The sequence below is a fragment of the Streptomyces sp. BJ20 genome, from assembly GCF_022869105.1.
GTDB lineage: Bacteria > Actinomycetota > Actinomycetes > Streptomycetales > Streptomycetaceae > Streptomyces > Streptomyces griseoincarnatus.
On record NZ_CP094918.1, the window covers coordinates 3,513,439 to 3,532,768 of the forward strand.

Annotated in this window: 16 protein-coding genes; 14 read left to right on the top strand and 2 right to left on the bottom strand. The window is 75.8% G+C overall.

Features of this window, described 5'->3' with window-relative positions; all coding sequences use genetic code 11:
- Positions 1 to 119: 119 nt before the first annotated feature.
- The gene (locus MTR79_RS16000; RefSeq protein WP_244790814.1) at positions 120 to 1,106 is read right to left on the bottom strand and encodes a ScbA/BarX family gamma-butyrolactone biosynthesis protein; all 987 of its coding nucleotides are present in this window, start codon (positions 1,104 to 1,106) and stop codon (positions 120 to 122) included.
- Between the two features lie 691 nt (positions 1,107 to 1,797).
- Between MTR79_RS16000 and MTR79_RS16005 the strand changes: the two genes are divergently transcribed.
- The 13 genes from MTR79_RS16005 to MTR79_RS16065 all read left to right on the top strand — a co-directional run bounded on the left by MTR79_RS16005 (position 1,798) and on the right by MTR79_RS16065 (position 16,643).
- A complete protein-coding gene (locus MTR79_RS16005; RefSeq protein WP_189366871.1) occupies positions 1,798 to 2,415 on the top strand; it encodes a ScbR family autoregulator-binding transcription factor in 618 nt (205 codons plus the stop codon).
- A 197-nt stretch (positions 2,416 to 2,612) separates the two neighbouring features.
- Entirely contained in the window at positions 2,613 to 3,482 is an 870-nt protein-coding gene (locus MTR79_RS16010; RefSeq protein ID WP_244790816.1) for an AfsR/SARP family transcriptional regulator, read from the top strand.
- A 296-nt stretch (positions 3,483 to 3,778) separates the two neighbouring features.
- Positions 3,779 to 4,777 (top strand): SRPBCC family protein, encoded by a 999-nt coding sequence (locus tag MTR79_RS16015; protein WP_244790818.1) that lies wholly within the window; start codon positions 3,779 to 3,781, stop codon positions 4,775 to 4,777.
- Positions 4,774 to 6,255 (top strand): hypothetical protein, encoded by a 1,482-nt coding sequence (locus MTR79_RS16020; protein ID WP_244790820.1) that lies wholly within the window; start codon positions 4,774 to 4,776, stop codon positions 6,253 to 6,255. The genes MTR79_RS16015 and MTR79_RS16020 overlap by 4 nt, the downstream gene beginning before the upstream one ends.
- On the top strand, positions 6,252 to 7,142 hold the full coding sequence (locus MTR79_RS16025; protein WP_244790822.1) for a 4'-phosphopantetheinyl transferase superfamily protein: 891 nt from the start codon (positions 6,252 to 6,254) through the stop codon (positions 7,140 to 7,142). The genes MTR79_RS16020 and MTR79_RS16025 overlap by 4 nt, the downstream gene beginning before the upstream one ends.
- 221 nt (positions 7,143 to 7,363) lie before the next feature.
- The gene (locus MTR79_RS16030) at positions 7,364 to 9,451 is read left to right on the top strand and encodes a condensation domain-containing protein (RefSeq protein ID WP_244790824.1); all 2,088 of its coding nucleotides are present in this window, start codon (positions 7,364 to 7,366) and stop codon (positions 9,449 to 9,451) included.
- A 144-nt stretch (positions 9,452 to 9,595) separates the two neighbouring features.
- Positions 9,596 to 9,805 (top strand): acyl-CoA carboxylase epsilon subunit, encoded by a 210-nt coding sequence (locus MTR79_RS16035; RefSeq protein WP_244790826.1) that lies wholly within the window; start codon positions 9,596 to 9,598, stop codon positions 9,803 to 9,805.
- 286 nt (positions 9,806 to 10,091) lie between these two features.
- Complete coding sequence (locus tag MTR79_RS16040; RefSeq protein ID WP_048460365.1) at positions 10,092 to 10,949, top strand: AfsR/SARP family transcriptional regulator; 858 nt, start codon at positions 10,092 to 10,094, stop codon at positions 10,947 to 10,949.
- Between the two features lie 99 nt (positions 10,950 to 11,048).
- On the top strand, positions 11,049 to 11,786 hold the full coding sequence (locus MTR79_RS16045) for an acyl carrier protein (protein ID WP_244790828.1): 738 nt from the start codon (positions 11,049 to 11,051) through the stop codon (positions 11,784 to 11,786).
- Positions 11,787 to 11,808: 22 nt separating this feature from the next.
- Positions 11,809 to 13,959, top strand: coding sequence for a beta-ketoacyl synthase N-terminal-like domain-containing protein (locus tag MTR79_RS16050; protein WP_244793188.1), 2,151 nt, complete (start codon positions 11,809 to 11,811; stop codon positions 13,957 to 13,959).
- Positions 13,926 to 14,795, top strand: coding sequence for a 4'-phosphopantetheinyl transferase superfamily protein (locus tag MTR79_RS16055; protein WP_244790830.1), 870 nt, complete (start codon positions 13,926 to 13,928; stop codon positions 14,793 to 14,795). The genes MTR79_RS16050 and MTR79_RS16055 overlap by 34 nt, the downstream gene beginning before the upstream one ends.
- 227 nt (positions 14,796 to 15,022) lie before the next feature.
- Positions 15,023 to 15,844: an AfsR/SARP family transcriptional regulator gene (locus MTR79_RS16060; protein ID WP_189366395.1), complete on the top strand. Its 822-nt coding sequence runs from the start codon at positions 15,023 to 15,025 to the stop codon at positions 15,842 to 15,844.
- Positions 15,845 to 15,911: 67 nt separating this feature from the next.
- Positions 15,912 to 16,643, top strand: a complete 732-nt coding sequence (locus tag MTR79_RS16065; protein ID WP_244790832.1) for an acyltransferase domain-containing protein — start codon at positions 15,912 to 15,914, stop codon at positions 16,641 to 16,643.
- Positions 16,644 to 17,254: 611 nt separating this feature from the next.
- Here the strand turns inward: MTR79_RS16065 and MTR79_RS16070 are convergent.
- Entirely contained in the window at positions 17,255 to 17,437 is a 183-nt protein-coding gene (locus MTR79_RS16070; protein WP_244790834.1) for a hypothetical protein, read from the bottom strand.
- A gap of 409 nt (positions 17,438 to 17,846) precedes the next feature.
- Here MTR79_RS16070 and MTR79_RS16075 point away from each other — a divergent pair, with 409 nt between their 5' ends.
- Positions 17,847 to 19,154 carry an aminotransferase class V-fold PLP-dependent enzyme gene (locus MTR79_RS16075; protein WP_244793191.1) on the top strand — a complete coding sequence of 436 codons (1,308 nt, stop codon included), beginning with the start codon at positions 17,847 to 17,849 and terminating at the stop codon, positions 19,152 to 19,154.
- The last annotated feature ends 176 nt before the right edge of the window (positions 19,155 to 19,330 follow it).

Below are 19,330 nucleotides of genomic sequence, written 5' to 3' on the forward strand. Positions count from 1 at the left end.
CGCCGTCCGGAGGAGGGGACCCCCGGCCGGAATCGCGCGGACCAGGCCGCGGACACACGTGCGGGCCGGCCGGAAGGCGCCGTCCGCGCCCTTCCGGCCGGCCCGCGGCCGTGGCGGGGTCAGGTGCCGGGCGCCGCCACGGTCACGGTGGAGCAGAAGACCGCCTCCCCGTCCTGACGGCCGCTCACCTGGACGACGTCCCCCTGATCCGTGCGCGGGAGGCGGCGGGCCTCGATCACGCAGGGCGTGTCCAGCTCGGCGTAGCGGCTGAACTCCCCGGTGATGGACAGGGGCATGGCGTCCTCGCCGACGGCCGCCACCGCGGCCTGCCGGGCGGCCTCGAGCAGCATCATGCCCGGTATGTGGTCCACCGGGTGCTCGAAGAGGACGGGGTGGCGGGTGTCCACCCGCAGCTGCCAGCGGCCCGGCCGGCCCACGGGTGTCAGGACGACGTCCGTCGGCGAGACGCGGCCGACGTTCTGGGGCGCCGCCGGAGCGGTGAGGGCGAGCTGGGGGCCGGCGCCGTCCAGCCGGTCGGCACGCAGCCGCTGGTAGACCTTGGACGTCATGCAGGTGAAGGAAGCGCCGCCGGTCGCGACCACCTGCCCGGCGCGGCGCATCACCGTCGTGTAGCGCAGCCCGGCCAGGCTCTCCCGGCGCATCTTGACGTCCTCGCAGACGACGTCGATGTCGAGGGAGGCCGGCGCGCCGCCGACGAGGAGGTGTTCGGGCCGCACCGTGAGCGACAGGTCCCACATCAGGAAGTGGTGACCGAGCGGAACCCCGTACTCCGCGTGGGCCAGCAGCGAACCGATCTGGCGGAGCGTCTCCGCCGCGATCAGCGGGTCGTGGCAGCCGTTCACGCTGGTGAAGAAGATGTGACCGCGAGGCCACTGGGCGCTCACGGCGAACCGGCACTCGTCCGCGCGCTCCCAGCCGGTGAGCATGACCTCGGCGACGCCGGCGCGATGGACGAACTCCTTGGGGACGGTGGTGGTCAGAGACGGATGGCGCGGTGCGGCGGGTCTCGCCGCCGCCCGGTGATCGGTCTCCGCGTACTGGGTGCCGAGTGTCGCGGGCTCGACGCGGAGCGTGTTCGCAGACATCGCTTGTTCCCCCTTGGCCGCGTGGTGCGGAGGTTTTGTGTGGGTCGCTCAGGCCGAGAAGATACATACCAGCCGGTTTAATTTCTAGCGGTATGAGGGACTCCGCTGTCCGGGTTTTCCGGAGTGATCTATACCGTTTTGCCGGCCGCCCGCTTCGGCGGCCGAAGAGGCGCTCCGGGCCGGCTCCCTCCCTGCGGGCGGGTGGTCCGGAAGGTGTCCGCGGCGCGCCGGGGGAATTGTGGTGACGGCCCGTCCGCTCGTGCGGGCCCCGGCGGACAACGCCGGTTCCCCCAGGGGTTCTCCAGGGGTTCCCGGACGATTTTCCGCTGCCGTGGACGGCGGTTCGCGCGGGAGCGGGCGACGGGAGCGCGCGGCTGCCCTGGGTGCCCCGTTCCCCCGCGCCGCGGCGGGGCGGGGCGCCGAAGGGGGCGGGCGAGGGCGGGCGGGCGGACGCCTGCCGTGCGCCGGCCGGGCGGGCGCCGGGAAGGGCGCATCCGGGCTCGAGGGCGGCTCGAAGGCGGCTCGAGGAAGGCCTGATCGCGTGAGCGGGGCACTTCCGCCCCGTAAAACAGACCTATCATGCTGTTTTCTGAGAGGGGCTCGGCGTCCGGCCGGCCTGCGGGGGTGCGCGTGCACGGCGGACGTGCCCGCGGCGGGAGCGGACCGGTCCGGCCCAGGAGGGTGAAGCGTGATGGTCATGCAGGTACGGGCGGCGCGCACGCGCCGGGCGCTCATCGTCGCGGCGGCCGAGGTCTTCGCCGACGAGGGCTACGTCAAAGCCTCCCTGCCCTTGATCTGCAGACGGGCCGGCGTGAGTCCGGGGGCCCTGCATTTCCACTTCGCCAGCAAGGACGCCCTGGCCGCGACGGTGGAGGGCGCGGCCGTGGACTCGGCGCAGGAGCTCGCCGGCCGCTGTCGGGCCGCGGCCGCGACCGCGCTTGAGTCGCTGGTGGACACCGCCAGCGCCCTCATGCTCGCGATGGCCGCCGATCCCGTGGTCAGGGCCGGGTTCCGGCTGAGCGGCGACCCTTCCCGCAAGGGCCCGGCGCAGCTGTTCACGTGGTGGAACGCCTCGGTGTGTGAACTGGTCCGGCACGCGCGGGACGCGGGGGAACTGGCCCGCGACGTCTCGCCCGACGACGCGGCGGCGGTGATCGTGGCCGCCACGGTCGGTTCCGGGACACTCGCCGGGTGGGACGAGGACTGGCTCTCGGCCGGGCGTGCGCAACGGTTGTGGGCCTTCGTCCTGCCGCGTCTGGCGGCACCGCCCGGACCGGCCCCCGGCGGTGAGGGGGAGGGGCTGCCTTAAAGGCCCGCCGGGCCCGCCGCGTCCCCGGCGGGCCGCGTGGCGGTGGCGTGGTCCCGGCGGTGGCTGGAGAGCGGCTCGAGCGGGGAGGGGGTGTGCGGTGGGGCCGCTGAAGCGCGTTGACAAACCGCATGCGCTGTTTTTTACTCGGGCTTCTGGCACGGCGTTTCACGAAGCCTGCAGCAGACGGGGGAGACAGCGTGGACATCGGCATACTCGGCTCACTGGCCGTAGGGGAGAGGGGCGTTTCGATCACGCCGACCGCCCCCAAACCACGGCAGGTGCTCGCCCTGCTGGCCCTGCACGCCGATCAGGTCGTGACCGTGGGCACGCTGACCGAGGAGCTCTGGGGCGCAGCGCCGCCCCGCAGCGCGCGGCCCACCCTGCAGACGTACATCCTCCAGCTGCGCGAGCACATCGCCTGCGCGCTCCGGCAGGGCGGGGGCGGCGGGGCGGGGCAGCGCTGCGCCAAGGACGTCCTGCTGACCGTCCCCGGCGGCTACCTGCTCAAGGGCGGGCAGGGCGCCAGTGACCTGCGGGACTTCGAGCGGCTGGCCGGGCTCGGCTACCGGGCCATGGACGCGGGGGACTACGCCGGGGCAGCCGCCCGGCTGTCCGAGGCGCTCGAGCTGTGGACCGGGCCCGCGCTGGCCGACGTGCACGCGGGCGTCCACCTGGCCACCGAGATCAGGCGGCTCGAGGAGAGCCGGCTGTGCGCCCTCGACCAGCGCATCGAGGCCGACTTGAGGCTCGGCCGGCACCGCGAGCTGCTCGCCGAACTGACCGTGCTGGTCAGCAGGTACCCCACCCACGAGAGCCTGTGCGGTCAGTACATGCTGGCCCTGCACCGCTCGGGGCGCCGGGGCGAGGCGCTCAACGCCTACCGGCAGCTGCGCGCCCGGCTGGTGCGCGGTCTTGGCCTGGAGCCGTCGGCCGCACTGGCCAAGCTCCAGCGTTCCATCCTGGTGTCCGGTCCGGCCGGCGCCCCCGCGCCCCCCGGCATGTCCGCCGCCGGCGCCCCCGCGCCCGCCGGCATGTCCGCCGCCGGCCGCCTCGCCCCGGCCGGCTGATCCTGCCGCCCGGTCCGCATCGCCCGGTCGGGTCGCTTGGTCCTGCCGCCCGGTCCGCATCGCCCGGTCGGGTCGCCTGGTCCTGCCGCCCGGTCCGCATCGCCCGGTCGGGTCGCCTGGTCCGCATCGCCCGGTCGCATCGCCCGGTCCGCATCGCCTGGTCCGCATCGCCTGGTCCGCATCGCCCCGGCCTGGTCCGGCCGGCTCCGGCGGCCGGACCAGGCCGCGCCTCGAGCGGCGCTCGAGGCGCGCGGGACAGCCTGGCGGCGCACTGCGAGAAAAGAAGGGGGTCACTCATGCCGTCCCAGCCAGTGCGCTCCGTCCGGCGGACCGTCCGTGTGGCCGCACCCGCCCACGTCGTCTACGGCATGCTCGCCGACGCCCCGCGCTGGCCGGTACTCCTGCCCTCCTACGTCCACGTCGAGCGGATGGACTTCGACGGTGCCCGGGAGACGCTGCTGGCCTGGGAGTTCCAGGACGGCCGTGTGTGCTCCTCGCGGCTGCGGCGCACGCTGCGGCCGCAGGCGCACCGCGTCGACTTCGAGCAGGACGACCCCGCCTGGCCCGGTGACACGGTCGCCGGCTCCTGGAGTGTCGAACCCGACGGGGCCGGACGGTCGCTGGTGACCTTGTGGCAGCAGACGCCCAACGCGCCCGCCAACGCGCCCGCCGGGCCGGACGGCCTCGACGCGGACGCGGCCGGGCGGCTGGCCCGGCTGCGGGAGGCGGCCGAGCGGTGGGACCGGCTGGACGAACTGCTGCTGGCCTTCGAGGAGCGGATGCGCATCGAGGGCCCCGCCGAACTCGTCTACGACTTCCTGTACCGCGTCGAGGACTGGCCCGAGCTGCTCCCCCACGTGGACGGCAGCAGCGTGCGCGAGGACCGGCCGGGCACGCAGGTCGTGGTGCTCGACACGGGTGCGGCCGGGGCCGGTTTCACGGCAGGCCCCGACGACGGGGCGGCCGGCTTTGAGACCGTACGGCTGTGCTTCCCGCACGCCGGGCGCATCGTCTTCAAGGAGACGGCCCCGCCCGCGCCGCTCACCGCGCACAGCGGTGAGTGGAGCCTCGTACCGGACGAGTCGGGGCTGACGGTGGTGTGCGCGCACCGGGTGCTGCTGGGGGAGGAGTCGCTCGAGGCGGCCCTGGGGGCGGGCGCCCTGCCGGTGGATGCCCGCAGGCAGGTGCGCGAGCGGCTGGGGCGGGAGAGCCGGCAGACGCTGCTCCTGGCCAAGTGGCATGCCGAGAGCCCCGTGCGCCGGCTGCGCCAAGGACGAGGAGGAAGCGGGCGATGACACTCACCCGACCGGGTCCGCCCGGGCCGGAGCAGGCCGCGGCGCCTTCGTGCGCCGGCATGCCGCCCCTCGGCGACGGGCCGCGTTCCGCCGACGTCGTGCTGCGCGCGCGGTGGCTGGAGGTGCTGCTCGGCGACCCCCTGCGGCCCCCAGGTCCCCGCGGCCCTGCGGCGTCGGCGGCCGGCCGGGAGGCTGTGGCCCCCTCGGGTGCCCTCGGCGCCGTGCTCCCCGGGCCGGCCGACGTGCGCCGCCTGGGCGCCGAAGGGGTCGTGCGCGTGCTGCGCCCGCTCTTCCGCCGCGGCCTGGGTCTCGGCCACGCCTGGGCCGTACGCCCGCTGTCCGGAGCCCTGGCCGGTGCGCAGGCGGGCGCGGCGGGTAGGCAGCTGGGCGCGCTGCTCGGCCCGGCGGCGCTGGTCGGGGCGGCGGGCGGCGCGCTGCACACGACCGCGCGGCTCGTGGACCGCCTCGCCGCGCGCGCACCGGGCGCAGGTCGGTGGCAGCCCGTGCTGGCCGCGGACTTCGCAGACCTGCTGGCCTGCGAGAGCCTGACCGCGGTGGCGCTGCGGGCCGCGGACCTGACCGCGGGCGGGACGCCGGCCCTGACCGCCGCGGCCGGTTACGTCGTGCCGCAGCTCGTCGGCCAGGTGCTGGACGACCTCGAACTCGTGCTCAGCGAGGCCGGGCTGGGGCCGGACCGCGCCGAACGCCGGGCCCTCGCCGAGCTGGCCGCCGACCGTGTGGCGAGCGGGGCGGACCCCGCTGCCGCGGCCGACGGCCGGGCACGGCTCATCCGCGCGCTGCCCTCACTGGCCGACCCGGCCGGCCGCGCCGTCCGGGCGGGGCAGGAGCAGGGGGACCTCGCTTCACGCGAGGTGTTCCGGCTCGGGCAGGCAGGTACGGCACCCACCGGTACGGGCGTGGGCGCGCTGTCCACCGCCGACGTCGCGGCGGCCCTGCCCGCTGCCGCCGCCCGCCTAGCCGAGCGCACCGACGACGACCCGGCCCTCGCCGCGCTCATCCGCGTCGCCCGCCGGCTGGCGGGCGAACAGCGCACGCTGCGCCTGCCGTACCCGGCGGCCGGGCACACCGGCCCGGCCGATGCGGCAGCCCGGGCCCTGGCGGACCGTCAGGCCCTGCTGCTGCTGGCCGCGGCGGTGCTGGGCGTCGGCCAGGAGGCCGGGGGGTTCCTCGGCCGCCCGCACTGGGCGCTGCTCGCGCTCACCCGTGTCACCCGGCGGCTCGGCGCCCCGCTGCCCGAGCCCTCCCTCGACCCGGCCGGTGACGTGTGGGCGGAACTCGCCGGGCGGACGCGGCAGGGCATCGACTGCGACGTCTACGGCTCGGAGCTGCTGTGGACAGGGACAGGGACAGAGGCAGGGACAGAGGCAGGGACAGGAGCAGGAGCAGGGACAGGGACAGGGGCAGGGGCTGGGGGGACGGCAGGGGCCGGCCGGCGGCGGGGCGGGGGCGGGACATGAGCGGTACGCAGGCCTTCGGGGCGCCGCTGCACGTGGCCGGGCCCGAAGGGCCCTGGGACGAGGTGTGCGACCGGTTCGAGTCCGTGGGGCGGGCCGTCGTCCACACGACCTGGGGCGAGTGGCTGACCGCCGCCCTGCTCGACCCGGAACTGCGCGCCCTGCTCGGCCGGGACCGGCCGCGCTACCGGCACAGCCCCGCCGCGGCCGGACGTCTGGCCTTCGCCGTGTCGCGCGTGGTCATGAAGCACACGGCCGCCGCGGTCCTCGGCACCGCCCCGGCCGCCCTGGACATCGCCTACCTGCCCGGCGGACAGCCCGCCCTGCGCGGCTTCGGGGGCGAACTGTGGCTGAGCCTGGCCCACACCGAGGAGCTGATCGTCGTCGCCGTGAGCCGCGGCGGACCGGTGGGCGTGGACGCCGAGGCGGTCACCCGACGGGTGTCCTTCGAGGCGCTCCAGGGGCAGGTGTGCACCCCGCAGGAGGCCGAACTGCTCGCCGCGCTGCCCGAGGACCGCAGGGCGGCGCGGTTTTTGCGGCTGTGGACGCTGAAGGAGGCGTACACCAAGGCGCTCGGGCAGGGGATGCGGCGCAGTTTCGCCACCGTCGGCTTCTGCTGGGACGGCGACGGGCGCGCGGTGCTCGCCGACGACTCGCCCGCGGCCCGCGCCTGGTCCTTCACCACCTGCCTGGTCCGGGACCGCTACCTGGTCAGCGAGGCCTGCCGGGACACAGGCCGGGACACGGCCCGGGACACGGCCCGGGGCAGGGGACAAGGCACAGGCCACGTCGCGGGCCAGGCCGCGGGCCAGGTCGAGGACCGCTTGCGTGACGATCCAGGCCCGCTCGCGGGCACGGGGCTCCCACCTGCGCAAACAGTACGGTCTTGAAGGCTCGCAGCCCCGGTCGGCGATGCATCGGGGCGGTGGGCGCAACAGCCGGCAAGCGCTGCGGACCGCGCGGCACAGGGCAGGGGGCGGGGTGCGCGAGCGAGGGGAGAGGAAGGCGGGAGACAGGGCCGGCCGTACCGGGGGAGAGGCCGGAGACGAAAGGGCCGCACCGTCGCGCCGCGACGGTGGTCTGAGCGGCCCGGGAGAGCGGATGAGCAGCCATGGCCCATGACGCGCAGGCCGGGACCGTCCTCACCGTGGTTCACGAGCCGGACGGCGCGGCCCCCGGCTCCGCGCTGGTCTTCGAGCTGTGCGGGCCGCTCGGCACCGCCCAGGCCGAGGCGGTCGCGGCCCAGGTCGCCACCCGGCACCGCGCGTACTCCGTCGCCCTGGAGGAGGAGGCGGGCCGGCACCTGGTACGGCTGAGCCGGGCCGGCGCGCCGGCGGGCCGGGAACCGGTGCCGCTCGCCGCCGAGCTGCTGGCCGACCTGCTCCAGCCCCCGTGCCTGGGCACCGTCGCGGTGACGGGGCACCAGCGCGAGCTTGTGCTCGCCGCCGTGAACCGGCCCGGCGCGGCCGGCCGCCACATCGAGCAGCTCCACTGGTCCTGGACCGGCCCGCTGGACATCGGCCGGTTCACCGCGGCCTGGCAGTCCGTCACCGACCGCGAAGCCGTCCTGCGCACCTCCTTCGACTGGACCGGCGCCCCCCGGCTCGTCCTGCACGGGCGGGCGGCCGTCGAGGTCGTCCACCACCGCCGCACCACCGCGTCCTGGAACGACCTCCTGCGGCGCGACCGGGCCAGACAGTTCGCCCTGCACCGCCCCGGGCTGCTCCGCCTCACCCTGCTCGACGGCCCGCCGCGGCCCGGCGCGACCGGCCCGGCGGCAACGACCCGGATCCTGCTGAGCTACCCCCATGCACTGCTCGACGAGCGCGGCGCACAGCTGCTGGTACGGGAGTTCTACCGGGCCTACCTCGCCGACGGCGTCGTACCGGGCGGTGAACGGCGGCCCGACATCCGCGACCACGTGGAGTGGCTCCGCGACCAGGACACCGACGCCGCGCGGCGGTTCTGGGCCACGGCCGCCCCGCCCGCGCACGCCGCGGTCAGCCCCGGCCGGCCCGGCACCCGCACACCCGCCACCGGCCCCGGACGCATCCAGCGCCGCCTGCGCCCGCACCAGACCGCCCGCCTGCGCTCCTGGGCCGCGGCCCGGGGCGCCGGCGAGAGCAGCGCCCTGCACGCGGTCTGGGCCCTGCTGCTGTACCGGGCGGCGGGCGTGCCCGGCCCGGCCCCGGTCAGCTTCGGCATGCACCTGTCCGGGCGCGACCTCATGCTGCGGGGCGCGGCCGACATCCCCGGGCTGCTCGGCAACCCGCTGCCCGTGACCGTCACGGTCGACCCCGCCGCCCCCCTGGTGGACCTGCTGCGGCAGGTGCGCGACGCCGCGCTCGACCTGAGCGCCTATCCCTGGGTCTCCGGCGACCTGATCCGCCAGTGGAGCGGCCGCAGCCCCGGTGACCGCCTCACCGACACGCTCGTCCGCTTCGACACCCGGCCCGAACTGCCGCAGGCCCTGCGCTGCGAACTGAACGCGCAGGGCATCCGGGCGGACCTGCCGCAGAGCGTGAGCAGTGACACGAGTCTGCCGGTGACCCTCGTCGCCCGGCACGACAGCCGGGGCGGACTGACGCTGACCGCCACCCACGACCGGGCCGGCCTGTCCGACGCCGACGCCTCCAAGGCGCTGTCGCAGTGCATGCACCTGCTGCGCCTGCTGCCCGACCACCACGACGAACGGGTCACGGTGGCCCAGGTCCTCGGCCTGCTGCGGGCGGGCGAGGTAGCGCCGGCGGCGCGGCAGGAGCCCGGGCCGCGCGGCTTCGCCCTCGCGGTGCTGCGCGCCGGGGAGCCCCAGGCGGACGTCATCGGCCTGGTCGAGGTGCCGGGCGTGCCGCCCGGCGCCTACGACCTGCTGCTGAGCCAGTACGACGGTCCGGAGCGGATCGTCTCCCTCGCCCTCGACGACGCGGGCGGCCTGCCGCCGCCCTTGGGCCTGCGGGAACTGGGCCTGCGGGAACCGGGTCCGAGGCAGCCGCCGGGCACCGGCCGCCGGCTGGTGCTGTGCGGGTGCGGGCCCGCGGGCCGGACCGCCTACGAGATCGCCCGGGACGCCCCGTACGCCACCGGCGGGCTGGCGGCCGTGATCATGACGGGGACCGGTGACGCCGCCGGGAGCGCCCGCGCGCTGCTGCGGGGCCTGGAGTCCGTCCGCGCGCGCCGTGTGAACCGGCGCCGCGTGTGACGGCGCGTGCGGTGCGGCCCGGCGCTGGACGCGCACCGCCGGGCCGCGGCCGCACCGGCCTGCCGCCGTGCCCCTGCTCGAGCGGGGTGAGAGCGCGCGTCGAGCGCGGTGTCCGACGGTGACCGGGACGCCGCAGGAGGGGGCATGGGAGATCCGGACCGCGGGGCCCTCGCCGGCCAGGGGGAGTTCGCCCTGCGCATCGTGCGCGGACAGCCCGGCGAAGAGGACATCGCCGCGCTCCTGGCCGTGCTGCTCGCGCTGCGGGCGGACGGGCAGGCCGGGCTCCACCGGACGTCTCCGGCCGGTGGCGGGGCCCCCGGCGCCGCCCGGGTGTCGCCCCGCGGCCCGCGCTGACCAGCGACCATAACCGACCGTATGGTTTTTTCCTTGCCCCGTACACCTGCCGCGACGGTTGGTTTGATGGCGTACTCGCGTGCGACTCGAGGGGGCGTCCACCGGCGGCCGAGTGGCTCTCTGTCGGCTGTGATGCTGTTGCCGCACGGGAGTTGAAGGGTCATGGCCTCGGCGGGCGTTTCTTGCAGGGGCCAATAAAAACGGCTTATGCGGTTTGTTATTGACAGACCGTATGTGCTGTTTTTTAATCGGAGGGCCCGCAGCGCACGCGAACGAGGGAGACGGCGTGGACATCGACGTACTGGGCGCACTCGACGTGAGAGAGAACGGGGTGTCCGTCGCCCCCACCGCGCCCAAGCCCCGCCAGGTCCTGGCCCTGCTGGCCCTGCACGCCGACCGGATCGTCCCGGTCGACTCGCTCGTCGAGGAGCTGTGGTCGCACCGGCCGCCGCGCAGCGCCCGCACCACCCTGCAGACCTACGTCCTGCAGCTGCGCGAACTCATCGCCGCGGCCCTGGCGAAGGACCCCGCCCGTGAGGGCGAGCAGCCCCGCACCGCCAAGGACGTCCTGATCACCCTGCCCGGGGGATACCTGCTGGCCTGCAACGGCGGCACCAGCGACGTGCGGGAGTTCGACCAGCTGGCCGGCCAGGGCTACCGGGCCATGGACGCGGGCGACTTCACCGGCGCCTGCCGCCTGCTGGGCAGCGCGCTGAAGCTGTGGAACGGCACGGCCTTCGCGGACGTGCCGAAGGGGCCGCAGCTGACCATGGAGGCCGCGCGGCTCGACGAGAGCCGCCTGTGCGCCCTCGAACAGCGCATCGAGGCCGGCCTCAGGCTCGGCCGCCACCGGGAACTGCTCGCCGAACTGACGGTGCTGACCAGCCGTCACCCCACGCACGAGAACCTGCACGCCCAGTTCATGGTGGCGCTGCACCGCGCGGGCCGCCGCGGCGAGGCGCTCGGCGTCTACCAGCGGCTGCGCACCAGCCTCGTGCGCGACCTCGGCATCGAACCCTCCCCGCGGCTGCGCCGCCTGCAGCACTCGATCCTGGCCGCCACCCAGGACGGCATGCCCGTACCGGTGGTGCCGGGGCCCTCCCCGCAGTCCCCGCCGGAGCCCAGCCTGGCCCCGGCCGGCTGACCCGTACCACCCGCACCTTCCCGGCAGCCGGCACCGCACCTTCCGGGGAGCCGGCACCGCACTTGCCGGGAGACCGGCACCGAACAGGAGGCGCCCGCCTTGAGCAGCCAGCCGCAGACCGCTTCGCCACCGGACCCCGACGGCCCCGCGGCCGGCATCCTCGACGGGCTGACGGCCGTGCTGGCGGACACGCTGCACGTCGAACCCGGCCGGATCGACCCGCGACAGCCGTTCCAGGTGCTGGGGGTCGACTCCATCTTCGCCGCCGAGTTCGTGGCGGCCCTCAACACCCGCTTCGGCACCGCCGTCACCGCTGCCGCGCTCCACGACCACCCTGCCCCGGCCGACCTCGCCCGCCACCTCGCCTCGGCCGGCGTCCAGGGCCCCGCCGGCCAGCCCGGCACGTCCGCCGGGCTCACCGTGTCCGGCGCGGACGCCGTCCTGGACGAGCTGCGCGGTCACCTGGCCGCGACCGTCCACTGCGATCCCGCCGCACTCGACCCGCAGACCGCCTTCCCGCTGCTCGGGCTCGACTCCGTCATGGCCGCCGAGTTCGTGGCCGCCGTCAACCGTGCGTACGGCCTCAGCGAGCGCCCCGTCACGCTCTACGACCACCCCAGCCTCGCGGCCATGGCGCAGTACATCGCCGGTGCGGCGCCGGGCGCGCCGGGGGCGGCCGGGAGCCTCGCCCGGGCGGACGCCGCGCCGGACCCGATACGCAGCGAGGTACGCAGCGACCTCACCAAGGACGAGGTGAACGCGCTGCTCGACGCGGTGCGCGACGACATGCTCACGGTCGACGAAGCGGTCACCCTGCTGACGCCGCGGCCCCTGTGAACGAGGACAGCACGTGCAGACCATGGACCACAGGGACATCCTGACCCGTTTCAAGAACGGTGACCTGGGCCGTGAGCAGGCGGCGGCCCTCCTGACCGGTGCGCACCCCGGCTCCGCGGCAAGGCACGCGCTGCTCACGGCGGAGGTGGCCCCACCGCGTGCCGCCGTGTCCCAGCCCCCGCCGGCGCGTGCCCTGACGACCGCGCCGGCGGGCGGCGGACCTCCCCTCCCGGCGGACGGCTACGCGATCACGGCCCTTCACGGGCGCTTCCCGGACGCGGACGGCCTCGACGCCTTCTGGCACACCGCGGTGCTCGGCGGACGCGACGCCGGGCGGCGCACGTCAGGCTCCCCCGCAGGCGCCGGCGACTTCGACGCCGTCTTCTTCGGGCTGACGCCACAGGACGCCGCGCTGATGGACCCGCAGGAGCGGCTCCTGCTCGAAGTGCTCTGGCAGACCCTCGAGACGGCCGGCTGCACCGGCGCCCGCCTGGACACCCTCACCGCGGCGGACGGCGAACCGCGCGCGGTGGGCGTGTACGTCGCCCACGACCCCCTCGGCCGAGCCGCCGTCGCCCCGGCACCGGCGGGCGACGCCCCGGCCGCCGCCGGTGCCGGTGTCACCCTGCCCGCCCGCCTGTCCACCCTGCTGGACCTGCGCGGGCCCGGCCACTGCGTCGGCGGTGGCGGGGCGGCCTTCCTCGTAGCCCTGCACCAGGCGCTGTCCGCGCTGCGCGCCGGGGAGTGCGGCGCCGCCCTGGTCGGCGCCGTCGGCCTGCGGCCCGGCCCCGCCCGCCGGCACCCCCAAGGCGCCGAAGGAGGACAGGGCGTGGGGGCCGTACTGCTCCGGCCGCTCGCCGCCGCCCGGGCCGCCGGCGACACCGTCCACGCGGTCGTGCGGGCCACGGCCGTCGCCCATCCCGGACGGCGCGCGCGGGAGGCCGCCGCCGACCGGCTGGCCCGCCGGGCGCTGGCCGCTGCGGGTGTCACGGCGGCCGGTGTCGGGCTGCGGGAGACCGAAACCACCGTGGCCGCCACGACCGGCGACACCGGCGCGGCGACCGGACTGGCGGCCCTGGTGCGGGCGGTGCTGCAACTGCGCCACGGCACGCTGCTGCCCGCTCCCGGCGACTCCTCGGCCGTGCCGTGGGCACGGCCGCACGATCAGTCGGGACGCGAACTGCCGCGCCGCGCCACCGTGGCCGTCCGCCCGGCGGCCGGGAGCCCGGCCGCCCATGTGCTCCTCGAGGAGCCGCCGCGGCGCGGTCCCGAGCCGATCGCGGCCGGTCCGGCCGGTCCGGCCGCCGCGTCCGGGGAACTGGTCCTGCTGTCCGCGCCGACGCCGGAGCACCTCGCCGCCACGGCCCGGCGGCTCGCCGACCGGGTGCTGCCGGCCGACGCGGTGGAGGACGGTACGCAGGACGGCCGGCGGCTGCTCGCCGCTCTCGCGCGTGAACTCAGGCTGGGCCGGGCCGTGCGGGACTGCCGCCTCGCCGTCGTCGCGCGCGACACCGGCGAACTGGGCGCCGCGCTGAGGGCGTTCGCCGACGACCTGGCCGGAGCCGACGACCGGGACGGTGCCGACGACCTGGCCGGAGCCGACGACCGGGACGGTGCCGACGACCTGGCCGGAGCCGACGACCTGGTCGGAGCCGACGGCCGGGACGGTGCCGACGGCCGGGACGGTGCCGACGGCCGGGACCGTGCCGACGACCAGGCCGGTGCCAACGACCGGGACCGTGCCGACGACCAGGACGGTGCCAACGACCGGGACCGTGCCGACGACCAGGCCGGTGCCAACGACCGGGACCGTGCCGACGACCAGGACGGAGCCGACGACCGGGACCGTGCCGACGACCAGGACGGTGCCGGTGGCCGGGACGGTGCCGGAGCCGGTGGTGCGCGCGGCAGCGTGCGGTGCGCCGATCTGCGCGGCGCCCAAGGGCCCGCCGTGCTCCTCGGCGAGCTGCCCGAGACCCGCGCGTACCTGGCGGCGCTGTGGCGGGGGCGCCGGCTCGACGCCCTGGCCCGGCTGTGGCTGGCCGGGGTGGACGTGACCGCCGCCGACACGGCCGGTGCGGCGCCGGTGCTGCCGCTGCCCACGAGCGCGCTGCTGCGCCGGCCGCTGCGGGAGGCCGGGTGTCCGGCAACGGACGGGCCGACGCCGTCATGACCCTCATCGAGCCCGTCACGCGCAACCCCGGGCAGCTCCCGGCCCCGCAGCAGGCCCCGCCCGTCAAGCTGTGGCTGTGTCCCAACGACGACCTGACGCCCGCCCTCCGGGACCTGCTCGCCGCGCACTGGCTGGACGAGCAGGAACGGCACACGGCGGGCAAGTTCCTCTTCGAACGTGACCGGCGGCAGTACCTCGTCGCGCACATCCTGGTCCGGCGGGCGCTGGCGCTGGAGGCCGGACTGGCCGAGGCCGAGCTGGTCATGTGGCGCTCCCGGCGCGGACGTCCCTTCCTGCGGCCGGTGGCGGGCGGACTGCCGCGCGGCGGAACCCACCTCGACTTCAACCTCTCGCACGCCGGCGGCTACAACCTGCTCGGCATCGTCCGCAGCCGGCGCATCGGGGTGGACGTCGAGGGCCTGGACCGCGACGCGCGCGGCATCGACACCATCACCGGCACGTTCGCGCCCGAGGAACAGCAGTGGATCGCGCGGGTGGCGCCGGGCCACACCCGCGACCGGCGCGTGCTGCGGCTGTGGACGCTGAAGGAGGCGTACTCCAAGGCGCTCGGCCTCGGACTCGGACTGCCCTTCGACGAGTTCGCCTTCACCCTGGACGACGACCGGGGCGTGAGAGCCTTCCGGCCGCCGGATCAGGACCGGTTCGGGCGGTGGTGCTTCCTGGAACTGGAGCCGGTCCCCGGCGTCCTGGTCGCGGTCGCCGTGCCGGCCGGTGACGGACAGCCGGGCGTGCTCCAGTTCCACCACGGCTTCCCCTGGGCCCGCGCGGCCCCGCGGGACATCCCGCTGCCCGAACCGGTGGGCGGGGCCGTGTGACAACGCGCAGGCGAGGGCGCACAGGCGCCCCGGCGACGGGACGGCGGCCTGCGCCCGGACGGGCCGGTCCCGCACCCGCCGCCACACCGTATATGGAACTCCGCTAGAGGGCGGCTGCAGAAAAGCGCCGGGGGACACGGACGCGGCTAGCGTGCACGTGACGCAGTTTTCTGGCCATCGAAAGGAACTGGACAGAGGACTCGACGAACTCGACGAGCGGAGACACCGTGAAGATTCAAATCCTGGGTCCGTTGAGTGCCGAGGTCAACGGGGGTTCGATCGTTCCGACGGCCGGGAAGCCGCGGCAGGTGCTGGCGCTTCTGGCGCTGTACCCGGGACGGGTCATGCCCGTGCCCACCCTCATGGAGGAGCTGTGGGGCACCACGCCCCCGGCGAGCGCGCTGACGACCCTCCAGACGTACATCCTGCAACTGCGCAGAAAACTCGGCACGGCGATGGGACCCGGCTCACCGGCGGGCGCCAAAGACGTGCTCGCCACCCGGCACGGCGGCTACCTGCTCCAGATCGACGGCGACTGCGTCGACGTCCACCAGTACGAGAAGCTGGTACGTGAGGGACGGACCGCCTTCGGGGCCGGGGACAACGAGGTCTCCGCCGCCCGCCTCCGCGCGGCCCTGGACCTGTGGAGCGGCGCGCCCCTGGTGGACGTGCGGGTCGGTCCGGTGCTCGACATCGAGGTCGTACGGCTGCAGGAGAGCCGCCTGGTCACCGTCGAGCGGCGCATAGACGCCGATCTCCGGCTGGGCCGGCACACCGAACTCATCGCCGAACTGGCCGACCTGACGGCACGCCACCCTCAGCACGAGGGGCTGCACTCGCAGGCCATGGTGGCCCTGTACCGGTCGGGCCGGCAGGCGTCCGCCCTCGAGGTCTACCGCCGGCTGCGGATGCGGCTCATCGACGACCTCGGGGTCGAGCCCTCTCCCCAACTGCAGCGCATGCACCAGGCCATGCTGTCCGTCGACCCCCAGCTCGACGTCCTGGCGGGGCCGCGCAACACCTCCACCTTCGACCTGTTCGCCGCCTGAGCGGACCCGTGGGCCAGGTACGGCGGCCGGGGCGCCCGGCGGCCGACGCGCGGGAGGAGGCGCCCCGATGACCCCAGGCCGCGGCCGCAACGGGCCGCACACCTCAGCGGCACGTACACCGGTGCTGGTGACGGGGGAGGGCGAGACGGCGGTGCTGTTCGGCGCCGCACGGCGGGTGCGGCCCGCCATGGTGCGGGCCCTGTACGGGACGTTCCCCGTCTTCCGCACGCAGTTCGACACCGGGTGCCGAGGGCTCGACGTGCGCCTGCCGCTGCCCCTGGCGGCGGCGGTCTTCGCACCCGAGCACGGCGCCGACGCCGCACTGCTCGACCGAGCGGACTTCGGCCGGGCCGCGCTGTTCGCCTACCAAGTGGCCCTGTACCGGACGTGGCAGGACTGGGGGATGCGCATCGGCGCGGTCGCCGGGGCCGGTTCCGGCACGGTGGCCGCGGCGCACGTGGCGGGGGGCCTGGGCCTGGAGAAGGCCGCGCGGCACGTCCTGACCGGTCGTCATGACCGCCCCGGCCGTGGTGCCCCTCGTGCACCGGTGGCCGGACACGGTGACGCTCAGGGCCTGTCGGCGCTGCGCGCGGCGGGCTTCAGGCGGGTGCTGGCGTGCGGGCCCGGCCCGCGGGAGGACGCGGAGACGGCCGTCGCGGCCGGCGAGGTGCCGGCGCTGCTGGCCGCCATGGCGCACCTGCGGCTCTCCGGCCCGCGCATCGACTGGGAGGCGCTGTGGTGGGCCCGCCACCGCGCCGACGTGCACGCCGTGCTCCGGCGGGTGCTGGAAGCGGCCTGAGGACGGGCGGCGGTCAGCCGTCGGGCCGCCGCCGGCGTACCGCGGCCGCACCTGCGTGGACGCACGGGCGAGAGGGTCAGCAGAGCCGACCGGACGGCCACTGACGACTCGCCGGGCGACGCAGCGGCGGCGCGTCCCACCGAAGAGGCCTCCGCCGCCGGAGAGGCCGCGCGGCGGCGCGGCACGCCCTTGCCCGCGAGTCCGGGCAGGCCGTCGTGCGGGCGGGACGGCGCGGTCGTGCGTCAGCGCTTGGGCCATCCGATGTCGTCGTCGGACGGCACGTCCCGGTTCGGCCCCCGCGGTACGCATCCGCTCCCGGGGGCAGCACGCCGTGCAGGAACCGGATGCTTCATGGACGACTCCCGGGCGGGGGCGGGACAGCGCGCAGGCGCTTGCGGCGTATGGCGCTGGAAATCCTGACCTGATCCGCTAAAGGGGCGCTCGAGGAACACGTGAGAGCCGTGCGGACGCGGAGCGCGGATACAGGGGTGTGCGAAGGCGCGTCCGTAAAGGACCCCCGGTCCGGCAACAACCGAAGCCCCCGAGGCGGCCTGTGGCCGGCGGGGGCGTATCGGTGGGCGGACCCGGTGGCCCGGTGGCCCGGCGAGCGCTCAGGCGAGGTCCTCAAAGCTGGTCTTCGGGGGGACGGGCCAGCCGATGTCGTCCGTGGTGGTGGCGGTGGTCTTCGGGGCGGCCGGCCAGCCGATGTCGCTCGCGCCGGCGACCCCGGCCGAGAGCACGGTGGCGGCGATGGCGGCGGCGACGGTGACGGCGGCGGTGGCGATGCGCTTCATGGCGGGCTCCTCGGTGTCAATTTCACGTTCGATGCTTGGCAACCTTCTGCCAAGAAGATTGGCAAGGAGGTCTCGGGAATCGCTCGGAGATCGGTTGACGGACGCTGGAGCAGGGCACCGGAGGCATTCCCCGGCTCAGGGGAAGGCGCCTGCCTTGCCCACGAGAAGAACCTTTGACCAGCGAGAACGTGAAGTCCTGGCAGAACGGGAAATGACCTGGCAACGCTAGGAAAACTCTGGGGACCGAACCCGGGAACGCCCCTGCCGAACCCCGACCGCGGCCCCGGAACTGGAGCGCCGCTGGAGCCGGCGTTGCCAACCCGCCCTGAATTCTGACAACTTATTGCCAAGCAAGAGGCAAGCAATTGCCAATGGTTGTCCGTGATCGGGGAGGTCGGAAGTGGAAGCGATGCCTCACGGTGACCGTGGCCGAAGGGTCCACCTGGACACCGCCGGCCTGGGCCGGATGCCGGCCGCCGCCCGCGCGCAACTCACCGAGTGGACACGGCACGAGGACCGCCACGGTCCGTACGAGGTGGACGAGCACGTCCATCACGTCGTACGCCCCGAACTCGACGCGCGCCTGGCTGCCCTGCTGGGCGCGCCGGCCGGTGACACCGTCCTGGCCACCGGCGCGGCCGACGCCTTCGCCGCCCTGGTGCCGCGCCTTGCGCTCGGCCCGGGCGACCGCATCTGGACGACCCCCTACGAGGGCGTCGCCAACCTGACCGTCCTGACCGCCCTGCGCGACCGCGCCCGCTGCCGGCTGGAGGTCGTACCGCTGCGCCCGGACGGCGACCTGGACCTGGAGTGGATGGCGGCGCACATCGACGACGACGTCGCCCTGGTGTCGGTGGCCCACGTCCCGGCCGGCTGCGGCATCGTCACCCCGGTGGAGGACATCGGCCGCATCCTCGCCCCGCACCGGTGCCTCTACGCCGTCGACGCCTCGTACGCCGTCGGTCAGCTCCCCGTGGACGCGGGACGCATCGGCTGCCAGCTGCTCACCGGGGACGGCTGGCGGTTCCTGCGCGGCCCGGAGTCGGTCGGGTTCGCCTACCTGGCACCCGAGCTGCGGCAGGCACTGGCCCCCTGCGGCACGGCGCTCCCGGCTTTGCCGGAGGGCGCGAGCGTCGTCGCGCTGAACGCCGCCCTGGCCGTGCCGCAGGACGCCGGCCCCGCCGGGGGCCTCGCCGCCGTGGTGCGCACCGTCGTGCAGGAGACGCCCGGAGCCGAGCTGATCGCCCCCGGGCGGGTCCAGTGCGGCATCGTCACCTTCCGGCACGCCGAGATGCCCGCCGGTTCGCTGCGCCGCGCGCTCGCCGCCCGCGGAGTCGTCGTGGGCAAGACGGTCGCGCAGCAGACCCCGCTGTACTCGCCGGGGCGCAAAGCCACCGCCGCGGTGCGCGTCTCGGTCCACCACGACAACTCGGCGTGGGACGCCGCGCGGTTCACGGAGGCGCTCCGGGAGGCCCTGGCCGGGCGCGGGCGCGGGTGCCACGCCGTGCCGACGGCCGTCCGGGCGGCACCGCCCGCTCCTGCGGCGGCGGGCGGTGGGGCGGTGGCGGCCCCGGCGGCGGGCCTGCGTGCCGTGTGTGCCGGCTCGGCGGCCGGGGCGGGCGCGGTCCCGGCGGCAGGCGTCCCGCGTCCGCGGCGTACGGCCGGGCGGCGGCACCTGGCGCTGGTCTCCGCCCCCGCGCCGGACGGCACGGCCTGAACCCCGGCGGGCAGAAGCCGGCACGCCTCGCCCGCCGAGTTCCGGACCGCCCGCTCGAGGAACGCACGAGGAACACGTGAGGTCCGCACGAGACGATGCCACGGTGTCTGGCAAAACATTGCCCGGCTGTTTCCCGTCGCCCTAGGCTCGTTGCGGCTTCGGATGGCGCTCGTCCC